This window comes from Puniceibacterium confluentis (assembly GCF_007923445.1).
In the GTDB taxonomy this organism is placed as follows: Bacteria; Pseudomonadota; Alphaproteobacteria; order Rhodobacterales; family Rhodobacteraceae; genus Puniceibacterium; species Puniceibacterium confluentis.
The window spans coordinates 1-22062 of record NZ_VOJI01000011.1; the positions used below are offsets into that span (position 1 = coordinate 1).

The 22062-nt window shown below is 61.6% G+C and carries 22 protein-coding genes; 12 read left to right on the forward strand and 10 right to left on the reverse strand.

What is annotated here, in order from left to right:
* Positions 1-332: 332 nt before the first annotated feature.
* The 6 genes from FOY53_RS13325 to FOY53_RS13350 form a co-directional block, all read right to left on the reverse strand.
* Positions 333-1829 carry a YfjI family protein gene (locus FOY53_RS13325; protein ID WP_146589637.1) on the reverse strand — a complete coding sequence of 499 codons (1497 nt, stop codon included), beginning with the start codon at positions 1827-1829 and terminating at the stop codon, positions 333-335.
* Positions 1826-2713, reverse strand: a complete 888-nt coding sequence (locus tag FOY53_RS13330) for a DUF7146 domain-containing protein (protein WP_146589639.1) — start codon at positions 2711-2713, stop codon at positions 1826-1828. The genes FOY53_RS13325 and FOY53_RS13330 overlap by 4 nt, the downstream gene beginning before the upstream one ends.
* A 90-nt stretch (positions 2714-2803) precedes the next feature.
* A complete protein-coding gene (locus FOY53_RS23715; protein WP_439332544.1) occupies positions 2804-3046 on the reverse strand; it encodes a winged helix domain-containing protein in 243 nt (80 codons plus the stop codon).
* Positions 3047-3211: 165 nt separating this feature from the next.
* Entirely contained in the window at positions 3212-3394 is a 183-nt protein-coding gene (locus tag FOY53_RS13340) for a helix-turn-helix transcriptional regulator (protein ID WP_146589641.1), read from the reverse strand.
* Positions 3395-3466: 72 nt separating this feature from the next.
* Positions 3467-3919, reverse strand: a complete 453-nt coding sequence (locus tag FOY53_RS13345) for a hypothetical protein (RefSeq protein WP_146589643.1) — start codon at positions 3917-3919, stop codon at positions 3467-3469.
* A 47-nt stretch (positions 3920-3966) separates the two neighbouring features.
* A complete protein-coding gene (locus tag FOY53_RS13350) occupies positions 3967-5163 on the reverse strand; it encodes a tyrosine-type recombinase/integrase (RefSeq protein WP_146589645.1) in 1197 nt (398 codons plus the stop codon).
* A 637-nt stretch (positions 5164-5800) separates the two neighbouring features.
* On the opposite strand from FOY53_RS13350, the gene FOY53_RS23720 reads away from it, so the two are divergent.
* Positions 5801-7966 (forward strand): LLM class flavin-dependent oxidoreductase, encoded by a 2166-nt coding sequence (locus FOY53_RS23720; protein ID WP_246107394.1) that lies wholly within the window; start codon positions 5801-5803, stop codon positions 7964-7966.
* A gap of 40 nt (positions 7967-8006) precedes the next feature.
* Entirely contained in the window at positions 8007-8948 is a 942-nt protein-coding gene (locus tag FOY53_RS13360) for a p-hydroxyphenylacetate 3-hydroxylase reductase component (protein ID WP_146589647.1), read from the forward strand.
* 12 nt (positions 8949-8960) lie between these two features.
* Here the strand turns inward: FOY53_RS13360 and FOY53_RS13365 are convergent, their stop codons facing one another.
* Positions 8961-9518 (reverse strand): putative antibiotic biosynthesis monooxygenase, encoded by a 558-nt coding sequence (locus FOY53_RS13365; protein WP_146589649.1) that lies wholly within the window; start codon positions 9516-9518, stop codon positions 8961-8963.
* 92 nt (positions 9519-9610) lie between these two features.
* The gene (locus FOY53_RS13370) at positions 9611-10414 is read right to left on the reverse strand and encodes a beta-keto acid cleavage family enzyme (RefSeq protein ID WP_146589651.1); all 804 of its coding nucleotides are present in this window, start codon (positions 10412-10414) and stop codon (positions 9611-9613) included.
* Between the two features lie 167 nt (positions 10415-10581).
* On the opposite strand from FOY53_RS13370, the gene FOY53_RS13375 reads away from it, so the two are divergent.
* A complete protein-coding gene (locus FOY53_RS13375) occupies positions 10582-11505 on the forward strand; it encodes a LysR family transcriptional regulator (RefSeq protein ID WP_146589653.1) in 924 nt (307 codons plus the stop codon).
* A gap of 156 nt (positions 11506-11661) precedes the next feature.
* On the forward strand, positions 11662-12456 hold the full coding sequence (locus FOY53_RS13380; RefSeq protein ID WP_186766606.1) for an alpha/beta fold hydrolase: 795 nt from the start codon (positions 11662-11664) through the stop codon (positions 12454-12456).
* Positions 12457-12558: 102 nt separating this feature from the next.
* Here FOY53_RS13380 and FOY53_RS13385 read toward each other — a convergent pair whose 3' ends face one another.
* A complete protein-coding gene (locus tag FOY53_RS13385) occupies positions 12559-13578 on the reverse strand; it encodes a Gfo/Idh/MocA family protein (RefSeq protein ID WP_186766607.1) in 1020 nt (339 codons plus the stop codon).
* 356 nt (positions 13579-13934) lie between these two features.
* Here FOY53_RS13385 and FOY53_RS13390 point away from each other — a divergent pair, with 356 nt between their 5' ends.
* The 6 genes from FOY53_RS13390 to FOY53_RS13415 all read left to right on the forward strand — a co-directional run bounded on the left by FOY53_RS13390 (position 13935) and on the right by FOY53_RS13415 (position 19643).
* Positions 13935-14405 (forward strand): OsmC family protein, encoded by a 471-nt coding sequence (locus tag FOY53_RS13390; protein ID WP_146589659.1) that lies wholly within the window; start codon positions 13935-13937, stop codon positions 14403-14405.
* Positions 14406-14452: 47 nt separating this feature from the next.
* Positions 14453-15379, forward strand: a complete 927-nt coding sequence (locus tag FOY53_RS13395) for an AEC family transporter (RefSeq protein ID WP_146589661.1) — start codon at positions 14453-14455, stop codon at positions 15377-15379.
* 129 nt (positions 15380-15508) lie between these two features.
* Positions 15509-16462, forward strand: a complete 954-nt coding sequence (locus FOY53_RS13400) for a TRAP transporter substrate-binding protein (protein ID WP_146589663.1) — start codon at positions 15509-15511, stop codon at positions 16460-16462.
* 77 nt (positions 16463-16539) lie between these two features.
* Complete coding sequence (locus tag FOY53_RS13405) at positions 16540-17094, forward strand: tripartite tricarboxylate transporter TctB family protein (RefSeq protein ID WP_186766608.1); 555 nt, start codon at positions 16540-16542, stop codon at positions 17092-17094.
* A 27-nt stretch (positions 17095-17121) separates the two neighbouring features.
* Positions 17122-18606, forward strand: a complete 1485-nt coding sequence (locus tag FOY53_RS13410) for a tripartite tricarboxylate transporter permease (protein WP_146589667.1) — start codon at positions 17122-17124, stop codon at positions 18604-18606.
* Between the two features lie 65 nt (positions 18607-18671).
* Positions 18672-19643 (forward strand): Bug family tripartite tricarboxylate transporter substrate binding protein, encoded by a 972-nt coding sequence (locus FOY53_RS13415; protein ID WP_146589669.1) that lies wholly within the window; start codon positions 18672-18674, stop codon positions 19641-19643.
* A 77-nt stretch (positions 19644-19720) separates the two neighbouring features.
* Here the strand turns inward: FOY53_RS13415 and FOY53_RS13420 are convergent, their stop codons facing one another.
* On the reverse strand, positions 19721-20767 hold the full coding sequence (locus FOY53_RS13420) for an Ldh family oxidoreductase (protein WP_146589671.1): 1047 nt from the start codon (positions 20765-20767) through the stop codon (positions 19721-19723).
* A gap of 32 nt (positions 20768-20799) precedes the next feature.
* Here FOY53_RS13420 and FOY53_RS13425 point away from each other — a divergent pair, with 32 nt between their 5' ends.
* Both FOY53_RS13425 and FOY53_RS13430 read left to right on the forward strand, forming a co-directional pair.
* On the forward strand, positions 20800-21222 hold the full coding sequence (locus tag FOY53_RS13425; RefSeq protein ID WP_146589673.1) for a cupin domain-containing protein: 423 nt from the start codon (positions 20800-20802) through the stop codon (positions 21220-21222).
* Positions 21223-21382: 160 nt separating this feature from the next.
* On the forward strand, positions 21383-22045 hold the full coding sequence (locus FOY53_RS13430; RefSeq protein ID WP_222435257.1) for a FadR/GntR family transcriptional regulator: 663 nt from the start codon (positions 21383-21385) through the stop codon (positions 22043-22045).
* Positions 22046-22062 lie beyond the last annotated feature (17 nt).

A 22062-nucleotide genomic window follows, 5' to 3' on the forward strand; every position in this document is an offset into this window, starting at 1 on the left:
AGCGATGCGTTGTAGCTGGACCAGTTCGTCGTGCGATAGCGGATGGGAGATGGCTTGCTCATACCGCGCGTCTAACGCCATAGATTCACGAAGTGAATCCTCCGTCGTCAGACTTGTGCAACAACGCCGCTCAGGTGCGGGAACTGCCCCCAACCGAAACGCCATGTGGAAAAACTTTGGCTTCGCAATTCTTGGCTGGGGGCGTCGCTACTTCCGCTACTTCCGCTACATCCGCTACACGAGCGCGCGTCGTAGCAGGTGTAGCAGGTGTAGCAGGGGGCAGGGCGTCGTTTTCACGCCCATCCCCAAGTTCGGCCAGTGCGGCGCTTGCATCAAACCACATCGACCGACCTCTTCACGATGCGCCACGCCTCGGCCCGCGCGGCCCCGCGCACCATTGCGCCCGCATCCAGCCGAACAAGCCAACCGTGCTTTTCGAGGATGGCCAGTGCCGCCCGTACCTTTGGTGTTTCGCGCAGGGCATTAGGCCCCATTTGCACCACATCCCGCGCCATGACGTCCAGGTGCGGCCAGCTATCCAGAAGCCATCTGCGCAGGGCTTCGGCCTTGTCGATTTCCGCCGATACTGCCGCAGCGCTGGCAAGCCGCGAAGCCTCGGACAGATAAAACTGCGCCAAGGTAATCGCATCCACCATCGTTGCCGCCTTCACGGTATGCGCATCTAGGTCGGCCCAGAGCGTCAGCAGTCCAGCAATGCGCGCCGCTTGTTCCGCCGCTTTTGAGGCGGTGCCGGTGATGTGCGCCAAGCCACCACCGGGGGATTGTGCCGCCTCGATTGCATCGGCAAAGCCCGCCAGCAGCGTGCGGGCGTCCGGGTCGAGCCCAAGGACACGCGGCTGCAACTCTCGGGCTTCCGGGTCCATCGGCATTGGCGTGTCGAGTATGGCGCGTAAGCGGTCACCAAAGCTGGCCAATGCAATGTCATCGCACCGCGCGTTTGCCTGCATCCGAGTGCCGATTGCGCTGGGCGGTTCACACATCAGAAAGCGGGGCAGGAAGCCCGTATCCGCCGCCAACGGGTCAGCCATGAACCTGCGCGCCACTGTCGGTTGCACCATCAGATGCACCGCCAGCCGTCGCCCATAAAGCGTTGCGTGTCCATCGCCCGAGCGTGTGCGCCGGATGGGGTTTCCCTGCCAAAGGTCATTCAACGCCGCCAGAGTCTTTTGCCGATTCTCGCTGTTCATGGCGTGCCCGCCAAGGAATTGCCCGCCTTCATCCGAGAAAAGGCCAAGGCTGGGCTGGCCTGTTGCGAACAGCTTGGTCAGCCCTTCAAAGGTCGGTTCGGTCACTGTCCGGTCAGCCGATGGGGGCGCGCTGGGTTCCGGCCCCAGCGCTTGAAGGTCAGCTTGTGCCGCTGTGTGCTTTTCGCCTTTGCTTTTCTTGGCGTCCGACAGGATGCGGTCGCGTTCTCCCGTCCATAGCGCTTGCGCATTGAGCCAGCTTTCCATTTTGTCGCGCTGGGCTTTGGACATTTCCTTTTCGTAGTCGCGCAGCGCCGCCATCAGCGGGGCGTCGCAGGCGGATTTGCGCTCGCCGCTGCGCGCGATGGTAAGCGCGTAGAGAGACAGGGCGCGCACCCCGCCCAATGTTTCCACATCGGCAAAGCCCTGTACGGCCAATGCTGCCACTGCCAGCGCCGATTGCGCGGGAATTGCCATCGGCGCTTGCGTGATACCCTGCACCGCTTCGACGGCACCACGCAGCGGCCCGAGTGCGTGAACGGGATAGGCTGCACCGGGGGCGATTTCACGCACCAGCGGTTGCGGCCCCTCGGGCGTGAACGGGGTTTCCTGCGCGTGCATCATGCGGCGCCGCCTTTCATTGTCAGAATGTCGTTCCAGTCGCGGCCATCGGGGGCAGGCAAAAGCGATACCTGCCAACCCAGCGGATGCGCCCTTGAGGCAAGTGCATTTGCAGCTTCACGGCCTGCCGTGTCCCCATCCGGTGCGATGGTCAGCCGCTCAAGGTGGCGAGGCAGGCGCAGTCCGCGCAGGCCAGATGTTGAAAGTGCGGCCCAGACCGTTGCAGGCGCGCGCAGAAGGCCAGAGGCAAGCGAAAGCGCGGTCTCTATACCCTCCGCCACCACAAGCGGCCCTGTGCCATCAGAGAGCCGCACAGCGCCGCCAGCGGTACCGCCCAGCATCAGCTTGGTGGGGTCAGTCGCGGCCTTGCCCATGCCATCGCTGCGCAGGTAGGTGCGATGCACCGCAAAGCTGTCGCCGCCCTCCACCAGCGCCACAAGCGCCGGATGCCGTTTCGCGGTCGGCCCGTGCCAACAGTCGGGATGGAAGCGCAGCGTGTCCGGCAAGGGGCATGTGATGCCCCGAGCCTTGCGCAGATAGGTTTCCGCCAGCGTGCCCGCGATGGGCTGCGCGTCTGCCCAGAGGCAGGACGCCTGCAACGCCCGCCGCTGGGCGCCGGCCTGCTGTTCGGCTGCGCGCTGGTTCAGCGTCGCCATGTCCGGGGGCGTGTAGTCCCCTGAGCGCAGTCCCGCCGCCGCCAGAATGTCGAGAAAGGCGCAGCCGCTTTTCTTGCAGTCCAGCACTAGCCGCCCGGTGCGTCCGTCGGCCAGGGTCAAAGCGTTCTGGCCCTTTTTTCGCTGCGGCTGGCACGCGGGGCAAGGCGCCACCCCATAACGACGATGCCACTTGCCGCCCAGCGCGCATGTCAGGTCGCGTGCATCACTCATTGGCCCACCCCCAGACAAGAGCGGCCAGCGCGTTGGCCTGCGCTTCGGTCAGACCGTGAAGGCGACGCAGGTAGAAGATCTGCAACCGGTTCATGCCGCACCCCCTTTCCAATCGTGGGCAATTCCCGAGCGCAAAACGTAACGCCCATGATGCCCCGGAAAGTCGCCTTCATTTGGTTCGGAAATAGTCTCGATTTCAACGCCAAGGTCGCGCAGGATGACCACATAGGCGCTCCAGCGCGGTGCCGGGTTGTCGATGGGCGTGCAGCCCATGGCCCCGGCCTTGCGCAGTTCTTCGAGGCCCAGCGGTCGCGGCCCGAAACGGCAATGCAGAAGGCGTCGCCTGTGCCACGTGTGACGCTATAAAGCGTTCCGGAATTATGGCGCTTGGCCTTAAGTTGTGCTATTTTCGAGATACCCGCCGCAGTCGCATGGCGATTTTCCCGACCCGGTTCCTGCGCCAACAGGTTCCGGGTCACTTCGTTTCCGTCGCTCATATCACGCGGCCTTGTGGCGCAGGTTGCGCAAATGGGCGTCAATGTCGCCTTCGGCCCAGTAAATACGGCCCCCGAGTTTGAGCGGCTGGGGCAAACGGCCAGCGGCGAGGTCGGCATAAATTGCGCTGCGTGAGCGATTGCCCAGCTTGGCGCGCAATTCGCTCAACGTGAGATAGGTTTGCATATCGCACCATCCTTTCGTGGTTTGGATGGTGCGATGCTGCCCGAATCGGCCTTGGCTATCTTGGGGCGATGTTTAGCGGATTATTATGTCCCTAAATTTCTTCACGGCGTGGGTCACAACATTTATGGATACACCGGCCACCTCGGCCACGATTTCAGCCGCAGTGACTTTACGGGATAGTTCATTTTCCGTGTATTCGGGTAGGCCAAACCGGGTAGAAACTTGGGAAACCGCTTTGCAAAGAGTATAATCTCGCTCCCAATACGCATATCTGTCTGGCCCGCGCTTGGTGGGTCGCACCCTCTTTCCCTCTAGAACATCCGCTGCAAATTTGGCCAACCAACCAGGAAGGCTTTTACCGTCTCTGAACATACGGGATGCCACACGTACCCCAACGTCAAAGTCGTTAGTGTCTGGGTTGCAAAGGTATTGCTCTAAAGCAGTCGCCACGCGGTCAAAGGAAGCTTCGTGACTTTCTTTTTCGACACTGGTTTTAAAGTCATTTTTCAGGGCATCGCTTGTCAAAATCTCTCTGGCAAACGCGCACGCCTGAGCCTTAATCTCTAGACTTGTCACTTTAAAGCGCCAGCCAACTTCACCACCTGACCAGCACCGCCGGTCACATGGTTGGCCCAGCGGTCGACCAACTTGGCACGTTGTTCAAGATAATCAGTGCGGCGATAGGCGCGCACCACGCCGCCATCCACCACATGCGCTAGCATCGCTTCGGCCACTTCGTGCGGGGCATCGGTTGATTCGGCCAGCCACGTTCGCAGGCTTGTGCGAAACCCGTGCGGGCGTGCTTCCAGCCCGCGCCGCTCCATCATCCGCGAAAGTGTCATGTCGCTGATCACGCCTTTACGGGTGTTGGGAAACAGAAAGCCGTTTCGTGCGTGCGGGCGCGCAAGGTCAATAACTCGCAGGGCTTCTTCTGACAGGGGCACTCGGAATGCTACGGTTGCACCCTTGCGGCCCTTCATCGCGGCGGCTGGCACCGTCCAAACGTTGACATCTATCTGGTCCAGACGGATGTTGCGCAGCGGCCCAGACCGGACGCCGGTCAGAATGAGCAGGCGCATGGCAAGATGGGTCAGGGTCGGTTCTTCGATACTGGCATAGAAGTCTGGCACATCCGCCCAGGCCATTGCCGGAATGTTCCTGGGCGTGTGACGTGTTTTGCCCAGAAGCGCTTTGGCCTTGTCGGTCGCCTGCAAATCCACATCCAAGCCTAGCGCCGCCGCATGTCGCAGCACGATGGAAAGCCTGTTCAATGCCTTTCGTGCCGTATCTGCTTTAGTGTGCCAGATGGGGGCCAGCGTGTCGCGAATGTCGCGCTGGTCGAGGTCAGTCACCGGCACCTTGCCCAGCTTTGGCAGGACGTGAAGAGTAAGAGGCGAAAGCCACCGGCCCGCCGTACCATCGCACTTCAATTCCGCTTTTCGGGCGTCGAACGCATCGGCCGTCAGGATTTCCAGCGATATGTCCTCGCGCCTTGCGGCCCGTTCCTCAGCTTCACGTTCTTTGATGGGGTCACGGCCCGCCGCCGCCAGTTTGCGCCACCGTTCACCCACCTTGCGGGCGTCGGCAAGTCCGAGCGAAGGAAAACCGCCCAGCCCCATTTCCCGGCGCCTGCCATGAACGGTCACACGCAGCACCCATTGCGCCCCGCCATCGTCGCGCTTCACCAGCCAAAGCCCGGCGCCGTCACAATGCTTACCCACCGGCGCGGTTTTCAGGAATTGCGAAGAAAGCCTGTTGGTCGCCCGCAATTTATATCCCCCTAAATATCCACCCTAAGTTAGTGGATGCGGACGGACAGGGCAAGACAACACCGGACAGAAAAGGCCCAATTTTTAGGGGGATAAATGCAATATAGAACGAGGAAATATTTTTTAAAACNGGCGCGGTTTTCAGGAATTGCGAAGAAAGCCTGTTGGTCGCCCGCAATTTATATCCCCCTAAATATCCACCCTAAGTTAGTGGATGCGGACGGACAGGGCAAGACAACACCGGACAGAAAAGGCCCAATTTTTAGGGGGATAAATGCAATATAGAACGAGGAAATATTTTTTAAAACAATGGGTTGGCTCCGTTTTGGGGTACCAATTCACCTGTTGAATGCCGTTATTTCATTGCATTTCAGGCGCTTAGACTGTGCTTTGGGGCTCTTTCCGGTCACAACCGGGACACCCTGGGCTATGGCGATGACAATTGGACTGAAATACGTGGATGCTAGGGAGCGGTGGTCGGAAGCGGTATTGCCGCCGATTCCCCAAGCATCTCCGGAGCATCTTGAAGAAGGAGTTCTTTCGGGAACACCTAAAGGCCCGTGGCGGCGCGGCGCTGCTCCGTTAACACGAATACCTGATGCGGCTGATCGAGAAGCTGGTCTCGTAGGCCGAAGCAATGGCCACGGGCACCACGTTGCAGACGCCGCGTGAGAAATGGCTGGAGGCGGTTGCCGAAGCAGACAGGATCGAAGCGGAGACCACCGGGCTTAATGACGCATTCGATGAGTATGTCGGCGTAGAAATCGACCCCGGACGGCGAGAGACCATCGCTGAATCTCTGGCGGCTGTGGGTCGCAACCCTGTGCTGGTCCGTGCGATGCTGAACCCGTCAGTGCCGACGCCGGAAGTCACCCTTCAGGGTGGCGTGAACCTCTACCATGATAGGTGCCTGAGCGGCCCCGGGAACGAAGCCGGAACGGTCCATCTGAGCAGGGTCTTCAAGCGGGTGAAGGCTGCGCTGGGCGACCTATCCTCCCTCGCGTTGGTTGATTTGAAGCGGAAGGACGGCAGGGTGTTGAGGGACTTCATGCTCAGCAATTCCCGCAACGGAGGCGGAACGCTGAAGCCTGCTACGGTGCTTCGCGAGTTGTACCTCGTGCGGGCTGTGGTCTCTATGGGCATTCGTGAGTTCGACCTGAAGGGTAAGGCTGCGAACCGGTTCGAGGGCCTGTCGGTGACACCGTCGAACAAGGCGGAGACGGTCAACGAAGCGGACATGCGCGACCCGCTGCCGCCTGAGGTCTTGGATGCGATGGCCGAGCGGATGAAGCGCGGGTCTAACCGCAACCCAGACCTGGGCCTTGTCTGGCGCATGCTGGCTGGCACGGGTTGCAGCATAGCAGAGGTGACGGGGCTGCGAGAGCGACACCGGGCGCAGAACGCGTTTATCCGCGCTCGTCACGTTCCAGCCCTCTCCAAAAATGCATTCGATGACCTTTTTACCGATAAAGAAGTCGAACTGATCTCTTTCCGGCTGCGCCACTTTGGTCCAGGAAGGATAGATACCCCTGCCTGGCTTGTCGCTGTGCATAAACGGATCGTCTGTGATGCGGCGCGCGGCGCTCCCGGAAACAAAGTCCCATCAGGTAATGCGATAGAGATCATCAGAAAGTTTCAGTTTTTTAGCTGTCCCCACTGCTCCACATTATTCGGGAGTTCAAGGAGCACCCTCATGAAGCTTTCGTTTTTCACGATGCCGATCCACCCGCTGGGCAAACCCTTTGCCAAAAGCCTTGCTGAAGACCGTGAGGCGTTTATCTTGGCCGACAAACTGGGCTATGCCGAGGCCTATTGCGGCGAGCACACCACCGATCAGGCCGAGATCATCACCTCATGTGTCGCCTTCCTCGCCAGCATCGCCTACGAGACCAAGAATATCCGGCTCGGCACCGGCACGGTGAACATGCCCAATTCGCACCCGGCACGAGTGGCGGCGGAAGTGGCGATGCTCGATCACATGCTGGAAGGGCGTTTGAACTTTGGGATTTCCCCCGGCGGCCTGATGTCGGATGCGGAGGTGTTCGGCAATCTCGACAACGACCGCAACGCGATGTTCGTCGAATGCATTAACATGGTGCTGGATATCTGGGCCGGTGAGGCACCCTACAATCTCAAGGGCGACTTCTGGGAGGTTTCCACCGAAAACACAATGATGCGAGAGATCGGGCAGGGCGACATCATGAAGCCCTATCAGGATCCGCATCCGCCGATCATCGGCACTGTCGTCGCGCCGTTTTCCAAGGGTGTGACGGCGATGGCCGAACGGGGCTGGCAACCGATTTCCGCCAACTTCCTTCTGCCGAAATGGGCCGCGACCCATTGGCCGAAATATGTCGAGGGTTGCGAAAATGCTGGCCTCACACCCGATTACGCCAACTGGCGGGTTGCCAAGAATATCTGCGTCGCCGACGACATGGAAACCGCGCGCGCCTATGCCCGCGATCCGGGCTCGCCCTATGTGCTCTATTACTCTCAGCTTCTGACCAAGCTGCGCGCCGGGGGCCGTCTGAACCTGTTCAAGGAAGATCAGAACATGGACGACGACGAGGTCACGCTGGACTATGTGCTCGACCGGCTGGTGATCCACGGTGATCCCAGCTCTGTCGCCGACCAAATCCTTGCCCTGCGCGAAGCGACCGGGCCGTTCAAGCACCTGGTTTATGCGGGCCACGACTGGGCCGACTACGATCTGGGTCGCAAGGGTATGGTGCTGATGGCCGAAAAGGTCATGCCGCTTCTGACCGAGGCCACCAAGTCGGAGCCTGCCGCCGCTGCCGCCTGAGGCCGCGTCGCAGTCCCACCCTCGAACCGGGAGATCTACGATGACGACGATGATGAAACAAGCCGAAATCGATCCCAAGGCTTTCCGCCGGGCGCTTGGCAACTTTGCAACCGGGGTGACGATCATCACCGCCCGGGCACCCGACGGCACCACCGTCGGCGTTACCGCCAGCAGTTTCAATTCGCTGTCGATGGACCCGCCGCTGATCCTGTGGAGCAGCATGAAGACCGCGCGCAGCTGCGCCGTGTTCGAAGAGGCCACCCATTTCGCGGTCAATATCCTCGCGTCCGACCAGATGGAGATGTCGAACCACTTCGCCCGCCAGCAGGAGGACAAGTTCGCCGGGATCGAGTTCGACGAAGGGATCGGCGGCGCGCCGATCTTTCCCGGTTGCGCGGGACGCTTCCAGTGCGAGGCCTATGAAAAGCTCGACGGCGGCGATCATTGGATCTTTGTCGGCCGGGTTGTCGCCTTCGACGATTTCGGGCGCGCGCCTTTGTGTTTCCACCAGGGTTCTTATGCCATGGTTTTCAATCACCCGGGTACGCTTTCGAAGCCCGGCGAGGACGTGCATCCAGATGCCGATCAGGGCCGGATGGGCAACCATGCCTTCTTCCTGATGCTGCGCGCGGTACGCGCCTACCAGGACCGCTACTACCCCAAGTTGGAGACGCTGGGCCTGAACCTGATCGAAGCGCGTATCCTGCTGGTGCTGAACGATCTATCGGGCCTTGACATCGAGGAACTGGTGGTCCACCTGCACACCCAGATCGGCGAGGCGCGCGCCGCGCTTTCGAACCTCGGCGACCGGGACCTCGTGATGCGCGGGGATGGCGGCTATGTCCTGACCGAGGAAGGCCAGGCCAAGGCGACCCAGTGCTGGAGCCTCGCCGAGGCTCATGCCGATGAAACCTTTGCCAATTTTTCGCAAGACCAGGTCGACACCTTTACCGACGTGTTGCGGCAGCTCCTCAAGCAGTGATAGTGGCGCCACTCACCCCCGACGCGCGCCAGGCAGCCGTGCCTTGAGCCGGGTCAGGAACAAGCTGGAGGCGGGCAAGAGAACGTAACTTATAAGCGTGACAATGATCGCGGTCATCAACGTGTTTCGCCAGAAGGGTTCAACGCTTTCGGGAAGCAGGAGATTGACTGCCGGGCCCAGCACCTGCCCCAGAACCAGAATCCACGCGATCAGAATGACCACGGTCTCCTCCTTGGTGATCCGCGCGTTGGTTGAGACCAGCAGTGCCAGGTTGCCGAACGGGGTGTTGGTCGCGGCGTCTTGGGAAAGTCGGTCAAGATCCTTGGCATAGCTATGGCGGACCGGTGAACTCTCCCATCTTTCTAGGTTTTCCTGCGTGTCGAAGGTGAACACCGTCACCAGCTCGCAGCCATCGCTTTTTCGCGTGATCCGGTTTTGCAGCCCGATGAACCCCGGCTGATCGGCCAGGGTCTTCTGGATATCTCTTATCGCGCTTTCGATGTCGCCGGAGTATTCCTGCCGGAACCTGCGCACGATCACCGAAAGGACGGGTAGGGCAAACTGTGACATGGAGGCATTCGTCCTGCGCGTGGTTCACAATGAAGCTGTGCGCAGGGGCGACGCGACACACGCGGCCTGCCCCGGGCACCGGGTCGCAAACCTCAGGCCACGTCCACGCGATCAGACGCACCCGAGACGTTGCGGATCGCGGCCTCGACCTCGCGCACACGCGCGGCATTGTCGGCGGCGATGGTGCCGTCCCTGTGGTGCAGTGAGTTTTCGAACCCGACCCGCGCCTTGCCGCCCAGTTTCGCGGCGCGGACAAGACTGTTGGTTTCATCCGCGCCAAAGGCACAGGACATCCAGTCGAAGGTCAGACCCTCGGCCCGGTCCAGCGGCGCCAGATAGTCTTCGAGATCGACGCTGTCGCGGGATCCGTTGGCATAACTGCCCTGCACGAACTGCAGAAGGTGGGACAAGCCAGGGATCAGCCCGGACGCACAGGCATCGGCGAACGCGCGTACCTCGTGCGGTGAATAGAGGATGTGCTGGATCTCTATCCCAGTGTCCGCGGCCCAAAGATAGAAATCCCGCGCCGCTGGCCAATCATCCGGACGGCGCACCATTTCACGCAGTCCGACCGACACATACGTCGGTTTTAGAGCGCGCATCATCGCTCGCTGTTCCTCGGCCTCGTACCGTCCTGCGGCCTCGGATGTGACCTGAAGATACATACCCGGTACCTGCGCGGCCAACCGGTCCAGCAGCGCGGCATAGCGGCCCGCATCCAGCAGGTGTCGACCAGCGCCGTCGCGGATATGCATGTGAAGTCCGTCGGCGCCGACTTGCCAGCAGGCACGCGCGGTTTCGACAAGCTCGTCATCGGTAACGGGGAGTGCCGGATGATCGGCCTTGCCGCGTCTCGCGCCGTTGGGCGCGACCATAAGGCGGGGCAGGGGCCTCATTGGACGCAAGCCAAGTCTGAGTTCCAGGGGGGCGTAATTGTTGGGCCGCTCGTCACAGTCATGGCGGTGTCCTTCGATTTATCCGTTTGACGGCAGAATAAGTCTCCGGACCCTTTCACAACCACTAATAATATTGGATAACTTCTACAACGGAAACGGATAGCCACATGAAGCTGCAACAACTGCGATATTTCGCTGCGGTCTATGAGCAGGGGTCGTTCTCGGCCGCGGCGGACAAGGTCAACGCCACGCAATCCGGGCTGTCAATGCATGTCAGCCAGATCGAGAAACGCTATGACGTCATGCTGTTCCTGCGCAGCTCCTCCGGCGTCACCCCGACAGAAACCGGGCGCGCTTTCTACGCGGAAGCCGTGAAGGTGCTGGCCGCCGCGCGCCATGCGGAAGACCGGTTGCAAAGTCTCTCTGGCGCGGTGGTGGGCCATGTGCATGTGGGGCTGATGCCGACCTTCACCCGCGCCGTTCTGACGCCCGTGCTGCTACGCGTCGCGCGGGAATATCCGGAGGTCCGGGTGTCGATTTCGGAGGCGTATTCCGGCGTGCTGGCCCAGGGTGTGGCCGAGGGGCGGCTGGATTTCGGCGTGGTGCCCGCGTCCTTTGACGTCGACGAGGTGCTGCTGTCGCGGAACATGGGCGAGGACCGCGAATGCTTGGTCTGCAAGGCGGGCCGGGAGTTGCCGCTGGTCGAGGACGGCCTGCGGTTGCGCGAAATGGCGCCCTTGCGGTTGGCGGTGCCGGGGCCGGGCAATGCCCGGCGCAACCGGATCGAGAACTACCTGAACGTGAACCAGATCGAGGTCGCCGAGCTGCTGGAACTGGACACCATGCACGGCACGCTGGACCTGGTGGCGAATTCGGACTGGGCGACGATCCTGCCCGGCATCCTCTGTCTGCCTGACCTTGATGGCCGGCGCCGCAGGATCGTGCCGCTGGCCGACCCGCCGCTTTACGTGGACTACATGCGGATCGAGACGCGCCAGCGCCCGCTCAACCCCGCGGCACAGGCCTTTGCCGACGTCCTTCAGGAAGAGCTGAACTCGGCCTTGGAAATGGATCCGACAAGCCGGCCATAGGCAGGTCCAGCCACGACGTCCGGCTATTAACTTTTCCGATACCTGCCGCGATCATATATTACTTTCGTTACATGCTCTCGCGGACCTATCCTGACGACAATGTCCCCCGCGTCGGCCCGCCGGTTGGCGTCGCATTCTCAGAAAGTCTGGATACGCATGACCGATGTAACACTTCATTCGACCGTTTCGGGGCGCGACTCTGCGCCTGTCCTGTTGTTGCTGAACAGCTTTGGTGCCACGCAGTCAATGTGGGATCCGCAGATGCCGCTGCTGTCGTCACATTACCGCGTGATCCGCTGCGACACGCGCGGCCACGGCGATAGCCCGACACCGCCGCCGCCCTATTCATTTGACGATCTCGTGGGCGACGCCCTGGCCGTGCTGGACCGGCGCAACGTCGAAACCGCGACTGTCATGGGCCTGTCGATGGGCGGGATGACTGGGTTGGGCCTGGCGCTGACGGCGCCCGACCGAATCGACCGTCTGATCTGTTGCGCCGCTCGCGCCGATGCGCCGGAGCCTTTCATTCAGAACTGGCACAACCGTCTGGCGATGCTGGAAAAAGGCGGAATCGAGGAGATCTGGAACAACACCCTTGGCATGTGGCTGGGCGAAGACACCCGCCGCGATCACCCCGAAAAAGAAGCGGACCTGCGCGCAGGTTTCCTGAAGACCACCGAAGACGGCTATCGCGGCGGCGCGCATGCTCTGATGGGGCTGGACTACCTGCGTCATTTGGGCGGAATGAAGGTGCCGACGCTGTTTATCGCCGGTGAAAACGACATGGCCGCGCCGCCAGAGGCGATGCGCGCAATGTCCGAGGCCTGCCCCGGATCGGAACTGGCCGTGGTGCCGGGGGCCAAGCATATCATCAACGTCGACAGCCCCGTGAATTTCAACGTGGCGGTGCTGGACACTCTCGGGCTGGAGCCGGGTTATCAGGGGACCTGACCCGGTCTGCGTCTTTGCGACAAAATCGCCGCGGGTCCCGGTTAAGGGGGCGCGCGGCGCATTGCGTTTAAAGGCCGATCTTATACCCGATCGGATGCTTGGTCAGATCTCCGCCAGCATCACCGATTGCCCAGTTTCGGCCGAACGCGCGATGGCTTCAAGCACCTGGATGTTGTGGACCATTTCCTCGGTGGTGAACGGATAACGTGCCTGGCCCTTCGCCGCCTTGGCAAAGGCTTCGAGATTGGCGGTCACCGCATCTTCCCAGTTGTAGTCTGTCTGATTCACCGGCTTGCTGGTCTCTGCGGTCAGTACGCGCACGATTCCGTCGGGTGTGTCGGGGTGGCTGTCGTTCAGCACTTCGACCCATTTATCGGTGCCAAAGACATGCATACGGATGAAATGCGGCGTGTGCAGAACCGCACTGAAAGTGGCGGTCATCCCGGCCTCGAACTTCATCTGAACGGTCACCACGTCGCCGGTTTCCCAGCCAAGCGAGCGGTCTGCGGTAAAGGCGTGCAGCGTCTCGATCGGCCCGAAGAACGAGATCAGCAGGTCGCTGAGGTGAATGCCCATCGCGGTCATCCCGGCGGCGGGCGACACCTCCTTGCGCGTACGCCAGTCATTGGCAGGCACGTTGATCAGCTTGTCGTGGCTGAAGGCGGCTTCCGCATGCATCACGGTGCCCAGGGCGCCGCTGTCCAGTGCTTCGCGCAGGGCCAGCATGGCGGGTTCGAACCGGCGTTCGTGGCCAATGCCCAGCTGCACGCCCGCCTCCTCGCAGGCCTTCACCGAGCGGCGGGCGCTGTCCGCGGTCAGACCCAACGGCTTTTCGCAGAACACGTGCTTGCCCGCCGCGGCGACCTTGGCGATCTGTTCCTCGTGCAGGGGGTTCGGCGTGGTCAGCACAATCGCATCGACCTCGTCCAGCGCCAGCGGGGCGTCGAAATCCGTCCAAGCGGTCAGGCCCATATCGGCGATCCCGGCGTGATTGGCAGTGGCCGGTTCGATGATTCCCGCCACCTTGATCCAGGGATGTCTATGCAGGCGGGTGGCAATATGCTTGCCCCACCAGCCGAAGCCCGCAATGGCAATGGTGAATGTTTCAGCGGCGTCGGTCATGGAGTTCTCCCATTCTGGTTTCGTGTATATCGCCGTCGACTTCCTGCGCGGGCACGGATCAAACGGGTTCCGGATGACACTAGCGACTGCGCCGCCATTCAAACAAACGATGTATGTTGATGCTCTCAGACTGAAAACTTGATATCCGCGCCAGTCCTGACCTATCAACATTTCTGAAGGCATCTAGGAGTAAACGCCATTTCCACTGAAGACGAATTGAATGCATTCTTTTTGCACCAAAGCCGATTTTCTGGGAGGGACCGGCAAGATATCAGTAGGTTGCATCGTTTTTGACGCCGAACCTGCATTTTGCACTCTTCCCCTCGCATGATCTGATAACCGTTAAAGGACCGAAAATGTCGACAGTCAAAGAAAAGCCGATCTGGAAATTCAACGTCAACGGGCAGCACAAGACCAGCACGCAATCGGTGGCGGAGGCGCGCGGCAAAAGCGTCGTGATCGACGAGCCGGTCCTGCGTGGCGGTACGGATGAAGGCCCGATGCCCGTGGAGTTCGTTTTCATAGGCCTGGTGGGCTGCACGCATGTCATCTCGAACAAGCTGGCCGCTGCCAATGGCGTCACGTTCACGTCGATGGATATCGGGATCAACGTGACCATGGACAGCCACGGCACCCGCCTGATCAACCCGATCGACGTGCCCTTCCCGTCGGTGACGCTGAACATCAAGGCCGATTTCGAAGGCCCCCGCGAAGGCGCGATCGAGGTGACACGGGTTCTGCGCGACTATTGTGCGGTGTCCAAGATGCTTCAGGAATCGGGTACCGAAGTGGTCGAAAACTGGACCTTGAACGGCGAAGCGGTCTGAGTCGCGATGCATGTTTCGTCCCGCCCCCATGACAAAGACACCGCCTCATGCTGACGCAGATGGCCGACATACTCGGGCCGATCATCGTGATCGTCCTGATCGGTTATCTCTTCGGGCGGTCCAAGGTCGGGCTGGAAACGCGCACGCTTTCGACGGTGGTCATACTTGTCGCCACCCCGGCGCTGATCTTTCACACGCTGACCTCGCTTCAGGTTTCGCCGGATACGATCAAGACCATGGCCGGGGCTGCTCTGTTCTGTACCGCAGTAGCTGGAGGGTTCGGGCTCCTGGGGCTGCGGCTCTTTGGCGCGCCGGTACGCAGCTTTCTGCCCGCGTTGATGCTGCCCAATTCGGGCAATCTCGGCCTGCCGCTGGTGCTTCTGGCCTTCGGGCCAGAGGGATTGCAGCTGGGGGTGGCATATTTTTTTGTGATCGCGCTGGTGCAGCATTCGCTCGGCCTGTCGTTCTATGCGGGGAGCCTTCGGTTTTCCGTGCTAGCGCGCCAGCCCTTGCTCTATGCGGTGGCGGCAGTGCTGGTAGTGACATGGACCGGCCTGCCGGTGCCGAAAATCGTGATGACGACAACCGCGATGCTGGGCGGCATGATGATACCTGCTATGCTGATGCTCTTAGGCGCTTCGCTGGCCACCCTGCAGGTTGCGGACCTCAAGCCTGCGGTTCTGATGGCGCTGGCGCGGCTATCGCTGGGGCTGATCTCGGCGGGGCTGGCGATCACTGTGTTGGGGCTGGACGGGCTGGCGGCGGGAACGGTGTTTCTTCTGGCCTCTATGCCCACGGCCATCGTCAACTACGTGTTGGCCGAACGCTTTCAGCACAACGCGCGGCAGGTGGCCGGAGCCGTCGTCGTCTCGACGCTTCTGACCTTCGTCTGCCTGCCTGGTCTTGTCTGGGTGGCGCTGCAGATCTCGGGCCAGACCGCCTTTGCAGAGGAGCAGGCTGACCTTTTGCCATAGACCACGACATACCGGCGCAGGGAGAGCGCCGTCAACGACAGGGGAGGAGACCATGTTGTTCAGACAGTCACAGACCTGCATTTCGCGGCATAGTCTTGCCTTGGCCCGCGCTTGCAGCAGGTACACGTCATGAGTGCCCCGTTGCGCCTCACTCTCGGCGGGTATCAGGGCCCCGGTTCCGTTCACACCCGCGCGCTTTTTCTGTTGCGCGATGCCATCCTGCGGCGACTTGGCGACAGGGTGACCGTGACTGTGCGGGCAAATCTGGGCGAGGATGGCCACAAGACCGCAGATCTGCCCACGCTGACCGAACGCGGCGAGATCGACGGATGCTATATCTCGTCCAGCTATCTTGCCGAACGGGTGCCCTGCCTATCGCTGTTTGACATGCCCTTCGCCGCGCCGGACCGCGACCGCGCCCTTGCGCAACTCGATGGTGCCCTCGGTCAGCGCTTTGCCCAGGATGTCGCGGCCAACACCGGCCTGACCCTGCTTGGGGTCTGGGACAACGGGCTACGCCACATTGCGACCGCCGAGCATCCCCTGCGGGCCCCTTCGGATTGCACCGGGCTGGTGTTGCGCACTTTGCCGAACGACGAACACCAGGGAGTGTTCCGCGCCCTTGGCTTTACGCCGCGGGTCATCGATGCCCGGGATCTGCATGCCGCCGTCGTCAACAAAGAGGTTGACGCGCAGGAGAACCCGCTGACCAACACCTATAATTTTGATCTGCACACGGCGCTGCCGGTGATCACCCTCACCGGGCATCTGATGGGAATCGCGCTGGTGCTGTTCAACACGGATGTGCTGGCGTCCTGGCCGCATGAGATCCGCGCCGCCGTCGCGCGGGCGGTTGCCGAGGCTAACGAACAGCAGCGCAAACTGGCACTTGAGGCCGACCAGGCCAGCGCCCGGACCCTGACTGAGGCCGGCGCCCGATTGATCGAACTCTCCGCAACCGAACACGCCGCATGGCGCGCCGCCTCAGAAGCCGAGGTCGCCCGCCGCCGCGTCCGGTTGGCGCCCGATCTGCTGGCGCTTTTCGATACCTGTATCCGCACCAAAGGAAAGGCTCTCGCATGAAGACCCCCTCATTGGACCTAGCGCACGTGCCATCCGACCCATCCACCCCAAGCACCCGCCAGAATGGGAGATTCACAATGGCCCGCAACTCCGCGCTCCGCTCACCAGAAACACTGACGCTTATCACCTTGCTGGTCGTGTCCGTGCTTTCGCTGATCTTCATGCCATACTTGGTTGCGGCGCCCAAGGTGCTGTTCGGCCGCGCCCTGTCTGCCATTGCCCCCAGTCTGTTTCCCGGCATCGTGCTGGCGTTGATGGCGGTGATGTGTGCCGGCGCGCTGCTGCTGATCCGCGCCGGAACGGTGGCAGAACCCAGCGTCGGCATGATCCGCGCCGAATGGATGCGCGCCCTGACCCTGTTCGGCATCATGACGCTTTACGCGCTGACGATGGTGCCGTTCGGCTTTCTGATCTCCACCGCAATCGCGACCACCTTGATTTCGTTGCAAATGGGGGCGCGCTCGGTGTTTCAAATCGGTGCTGTCGCGCTGATCGGGCCGGTCGCACTGTACCTGTGCGCGACGAAGTTGCTGGCCGTGTCCCTGCCCGAACTCAACACGATCGAGATGGCTTATGCCTACTTTCTGTCGCCCGAACAGGTGACAGAGGCAGCCACCGTTGTTTCCGAATGAACCGTAGCAAATCCCGAGGCTCACGACATGATTGATCAATTCTTCGAAGGCTTTGCCATGGCAATGCGCTTCGACACCATGGCGATGATGAGCATAGGCCTGTTCGCAGGCATGCTCGTCGGAGCCCTCCCCGGCTTCACAACGCTGATGGCGATGGCGATCCTGCTACCGATCTCGTTCTTCCTGGAACCGATCGTCGGCATCCCCTTCCTGCTGGGCATCTACAAGGGCGGCATCTTCGGCGGCAGCGTGCCGGCGATCCTGATCTCGATGCCGGGTACCGGAGCGGCGGTGGCGACCTCTCGCGACGGCTACAAGCTGACGCAGAAGGGAAAATCGCGCAAGGCGCTGGACATGGCGCTGTTTTCCTCGGTCTTCGGCGACACCTCCAGCGACTTCTTCACCATCCTGATGATCTTTCCGATCGCCTATATGGTCATGCAGTTCGGCCCGCCGGAACTGTTCGCCGTGCTGCTGATGAGCCTGGTGATCATTGCCGCGACGTCTGGGGCCAATCCGCTCAAGGCGCTGATCATGATGATGCTTGGCCTGTGGCTGTCCTTCATCGGTACCGATCCGCTGGGCGGGGTGGAGCGCTTCACCTTCGGTCTGTTCGACCTCAAGTCCGGCATTCCGCTGCTGCCGATGCTGATCGGCGTGTTCGCCCTGCCCGAGGTCGCCTCGGTCGTGATCCGCAACGAACAGGGCCGGAAACTCGCCGCGCTGATGGGCGAAAGACTGCAGTTTTCCGAGTTCCGCCGCTGCTTCAAGACGATATGCCGCTCGACGGTGATCGGCACCGGCATCGGCATCGTGCCCGGTCTTGGCCAGGTCGTCGCCGCGATGATGGGTTATTCCGCCGCCAAGAACGCGTCGGACCACCCGGAAACCTTCGGCGAAGGTGAAATCGAAGGCGTCGCTGCCGCCGAGGCCGCCAACAACGCGGTCAACGGCCCGACCATGGTGCCGCTGCTGACGCTGGGCATTCCCGGCGACAACGTGACCGCGATCCTGCTGGGCGCTTTTGTGGCGCAGGGTCTGCGTCCCGGCCCGCAGCTGTTCGAGGAACAGGGCGCCACCGTGTTCGCCATTCTTGTGGCCATGGTCATCGCCAACCTGCTGTTCCTGGTCATCGGCTATCTCTCGGTTCCGATGTTCTCGCGGCTGGTCACGATCAAGACCTCGATCCTCATCCCGATGGTCATCATGTTCTCCTTCGCGGGCACCTACGTCTATCGTTCGGACCCGACCGACCTGCTGATCCTGGTGGCCTTTGGCATCTTCGGCATCATCGCCAAATCCGCGCGGTTTGACGTCATGCCGATGGTGATGGGCTTCATCCTCGGGCCGTCGATGGAATACGCCTTTGGCCAGACCGTCGCCATGTCCGGCGGAAACGCCCTGGGCTTCTTCCTGACCGAGCGCATTGGCGCCCTGACGCTGCTGATCGCCACACCCATCATGGGCTACCTGCTGTGGAAACGTCTCTACAGCAACCTCAAGGCAGCCTGACGCCGACCGGCCCGGCGCCTCGATGCGCCGCGCCTCATCGAAAATCCAACCAACGGAGAGACTCTATGCTCAAGACCTTTGCCAAGAAATCGCTGGCCGCGCTGGCCATTTCGGGGGCCGCGCTGGCAACCACCCTGTCGCCGGCATACGCCGAATATCCCGAAAAGCCGGTGACATTGGTGATCCCGCTCGGAGCCGGCGGTTCGCATGACCTGAACGCGCGCATCCTTACCTCCATCGTTCCCAGCTATCTGAACCAGGCGATGATCGTGCGGCTGACCCCGGGCGCCGGTGGACAGAAAGGCACGCAGGAAGTGGCCAATGCGCCGGCGGATGGCTACACCCTTCTGTTCACACACAACTACATCGATATGTTGCAGCAGTATGTCGAAAACCTGCCCTATGATCCGATGGCGGATTTTGTATCGGTGGCGCGGATCAACTTTGCACCCGCCTCGGTGATCGTGCGCGCGGACAGCCCGTTCCTGACCTTCGAAGAACTGGTCGCTCATGCCAAAGAACACCCCGGCGAGCTGCAACTTGGCCACTCGGGCAACTGGGGCGCGTTCTTCGTGCCCGCTGCACAGATGATGAAAAAGCTGGATTTCGTGATGAACATGGTGCCCTACCAAGGGGGCGGCCCCGCCATGCAGGCGCTTCTGGCGGGCGATTCCGACATGTCGCTGGCGTTCCCCTCGACGCTGGGCGAGTTGCTGAAAGCCGGCAAGATCCGGGTGCTGGCCACCGCGGGTGAAGAGCGTGTCTATGACGACGTGCCCAGCTTCACCGAGGTGGGCATCGATGGCGACATCGGCTTCATGCACCGCTTTGTTCTCGCCCCCGCCGGTACGCCGCCGGAAGTGCTGAAGAAACTGGAAGCGGCCTTTGCGGAAACCAGCAAAGACGAGACATTCTTGCAGCTGATGGGCCGTCTGGGCGAAAGCGTCGATCCGATGACCGGTGAGGAATACCACGCCCTGCGCGAAGGCCAGGCGGTGGCGTATCAGGAACTGGTCGAGGAGCTGACGTCGCAGTAATCTCCATGCCGCAGACGTCCATCAGCGGATCAGACCACGAATGCGCCGGGCCGTTCGCCCGGCGCATTTTCTGCCGTTCAGAGCGGCGCAACTCCAAGTTCGGCGGCAAGACCCGCCAGCGTTGTGCGCAACGCCTCCGGTATCGGAATGCCCTGTGCCGCGCGCTCGCGCATCACCCGGTCCAGCCGTTCGCCCGGCAGCCGGATGGCATCGACTCCGGGCATCCGCCCAGAGGATTTCATCTGGGTCCAGACCGCATCGATGCCGGCGCGAAACTCATCCGGATCGGCAAAGGCAGCGATATCCAGCGCAAGGATCACATGGCCGGTATTGGTGACGGTTTCGGCATCGGCATTGAAATCCACCACGTCGCGCCCGAAGGCCGCGCCGTTCAGCACCCCCGCCAATATGCCGAAGACCAGCGACAGCCCGTATCCCTTTGGCCCGCCAATCGGCAACAGGAAACCCTCGGAGGCTCGCTTCGGATCGGTCAGAGGATTGCCCTCTCGGTCGATCATCCAACCTTCGGGCATGGTCTCGTCCCGTTGTGCGGCTGTCTTGATTTTGCCATAGGCCGCCACGGTGGTGGCCATGTCGAGCACGACCGGTGGGAAGTCCTGCGACGGCAGCGCCACGGCAATCGGGTTGGTCGAGAGCAGCATATCCGTCCCGCCCCACGGGGGCATGTGATTGGCGCTGCCCACCGCCAGATAAAGCCCGATCATGTTTTCAGCCGCCGGCATCATCGCATAAAGCGAGGCCGGGCCGGCATGATTGGAATGCCGCGCGCCGACCCAAGCGACGCCCGTGGTGCGGGCCTTTTCCATCGCCAGTCCGGTGGCGTGGTGCATGACCAGATGGCCCATGGCATTGTCGCCGTCGATCAACGCGGTGGCGGGGCGATCTTTCAACCGTTTGAACGCTGGAGTCATGTTCATTCCACCCGCCCGAATGCGCTTGACATACATCGGCAGGCGAAAGACGCCGTGCCCGTCCTGGCCCATCAGATCGGCCTTCGTCATCAGATCGGCGACCTTGGCGGCATCCGGCGTGGGCATGCCACAGGCTTTAAAGCACCGGGCGATGAAGGCCCGCAGATCGGATTGGGCGACAGTAACGGTCATGGCATCTTCCTGAAAACTTGAAAGGACAAGGAATGACATCTCGGAACGACAGCGCACGGGGCACCATCGTGCCCTACGATGCGATCACGCCGTTTGCGCGTGGCGACGGCGTGGAAACCCGGCTCATGGTAGGGCGGAACACCGACCCCGCGGCGCCCTTTACCACCGGCACAACATCCTTCCCCGCTGGTTGCGCCGCGCCTTTGCACACGCATAATTGCGCCGAACAGGTGACGATCCTGTCGGGCACAGCCGAGGCGAAAGTGGGTGGCGAGATCACGCAGCTTGGCCCGATGGACACCAGTTTTGTGCCCGCCGAGGTGCCGCATTACTTCCGTAACACCGGCGACGGGCCGTTGACTATCCTGTGGATCTATGGCGCGCGCGAGGTCACCCGGACCTTTGTCGAAACCGGCGAAACGGTGGCTCATATGTCGCCTCGTGATCAGGTGTAACTCGGAATTGGTTGACCATACGGATTGGCTTGTGCCAACTGGGACGGTGCTGCCCGCATTATAAAGGCAAAGACGCCGGAAGAGAAGGCGATTTGCCGGGGCAGGGCGCGCAGAAACCCGTTCATTTGGCAAACCAATGCAAGACCCCGTCCTGATGAGAATGCGCAATTGGATCGCCACTGCCGGTCTGGCCAGGGGCGCCCGTCTGCCGCCCGAGCGTGAACTCTGCGCGACCCTAGGCGTCAGCCGGGCCGAATTGCGCAAAGCGCTTCTGGTGCTCGAAGCCGATGGCGCGCTGGAACGCCACGTCGGGCGCGGAACGTTCCTTGCAAAGGCCCCGCGTCCTTCGCGCGGCGGCACCGGGGTCGACGCGACCATCGCCGCGCTGGCCGAGACTACCGGCCCGGTCGAGGCGATGAATGCCCGTCTGGCACTGGAACCGGAAATCGCCCAACGTGCCGCGCTGCATGCTACGCCGAAACAACTGCGAGAGCTGCGCAGGCTCGCCGATGCAATGCGCGAGGCCACGAGTTGGGGCGCCTACGAGCAATTGGACAGCGAATTCCACGCCACCATCGCCGCGGCGTCGGGCAATTCGCTTTTGCAATCCCTGCACAGGATCCTCAATGGCGTCAGGCAAGCGGTCGTCTGGCGTCGGCTCAACACCACCGACCGCGGACCGGACCCGGCATACCATTCATTCAACGAGCATGATGCCATCTTTGCCGCGCTGGAAAACCGTGACGGGACCGCGGCTGGGGCGGCCATGCGGGCGCATCTCGATAGCACACTGTCGCTGATGACGACCAGCCCCTCCGACTGAGCTACAGGATCAGAAGA

Coding starts and splice junctions, on each gene's coding strand:
- FOY53_RS13430 (WP_222435257.1), top strand. CDS start 21,383: ATGCGCAATTGGATCGCCACTGCCGGTCTGGCCAGGGGCGCCCGTCTG.
- FOY53_RS13365 (WP_146589649.1), bottom strand. CDS start 9,518: ATGTCACAGTTTGCCCTACCCGTCCTTTCGGTGATCGTGCGCAGGTTC.
- FOY53_RS13425 (WP_146589673.1), top strand. CDS start 20,800: ATGACATCTCGGAACGACAGCGCACGGGGCACCATCGTGCCCTACGAT.
- FOY53_RS13390 (WP_146589659.1), top strand. CDS start 13,935: ATGTCGACAGTCAAAGAAAAGCCGATCTGGAAATTCAACGTCAACGGG.
- FOY53_RS13410 (WP_146589667.1), top strand. CDS start 17,122: ATGATTGATCAATTCTTCGAAGGCTTTGCCATGGCAATGCGCTTCGAC.
- FOY53_RS13325 (WP_146589637.1), bottom strand. CDS start 1,829: ATGATGCACGCGCAGGAAACCCCGTTCACGCCCGAGGGGCCGCAACCG.
- FOY53_RS13405 (WP_186766608.1), top strand. CDS start 16,540: ATGGCCCGCAACTCCGCGCTCCGCTCACCAGAAACACTGACGCTTATC.
- FOY53_RS13395 (WP_146589661.1), top strand. CDS start 14,453: ATGCTGACGCAGATGGCCGACATACTCGGGCCGATCATCGTGATCGTC.
- FOY53_RS13385 (WP_186766607.1), bottom strand. CDS start 13,578: ATGACCGACGCCGCTGAAACATTCACCATTGCCATTGCGGGCTTCGGC.
- FOY53_RS13400 (WP_146589663.1), top strand. CDS start 15,509: ATGAGTGCCCCGTTGCGCCTCACTCTCGGCGGGTATCAGGGCCCCGGT.
- FOY53_RS13415 (WP_146589669.1), top strand. CDS start 18,672: ATGCTCAAGACCTTTGCCAAGAAATCGCTGGCCGCGCTGGCCATTTCG.
- FOY53_RS13330 (WP_146589639.1), bottom strand. CDS start 2,713: ATGAGTGATGCACGCGACCTGACATGCGCGCTGGGCGGCAAGTGGCAT.
- FOY53_RS13375 (WP_146589653.1), top strand. CDS start 10,582: ATGAAGCTGCAACAACTGCGATATTTCGCTGCGGTCTATGAGCAGGGG.
- FOY53_RS23720 (WP_246107394.1), top strand. CDS start 5,801: ATGGCCACGGGCACCACGTTGCAGACGCCGCGTGAGAAATGGCTGGAG.
- FOY53_RS13360 (WP_146589647.1), top strand. CDS start 8,007: ATGACGACGATGATGAAACAAGCCGAAATCGATCCCAAGGCTTTCCGC.
- FOY53_RS13370 (WP_146589651.1), bottom strand. CDS start 10,414: ATGAGGCCCCTGCCCCGCCTTATGGTCGCGCCCAACGGCGCGAGACGC.
- FOY53_RS13380 (WP_186766606.1), top strand. CDS start 11,662: ATGACCGATGTAACACTTCATTCGACCGTTTCGGGGCGCGACTCTGCG.
- FOY53_RS13340 (WP_146589641.1), bottom strand. CDS start 3,394: ATGCAAACCTATCTCACGTTGAGCGAATTGCGCGCCAAGCTGGGCAAT.
- FOY53_RS13420 (WP_146589671.1), bottom strand. CDS start 20,767: ATGACCGTTACTGTCGCCCAATCCGATCTGCGGGCCTTCATCGCCCGG.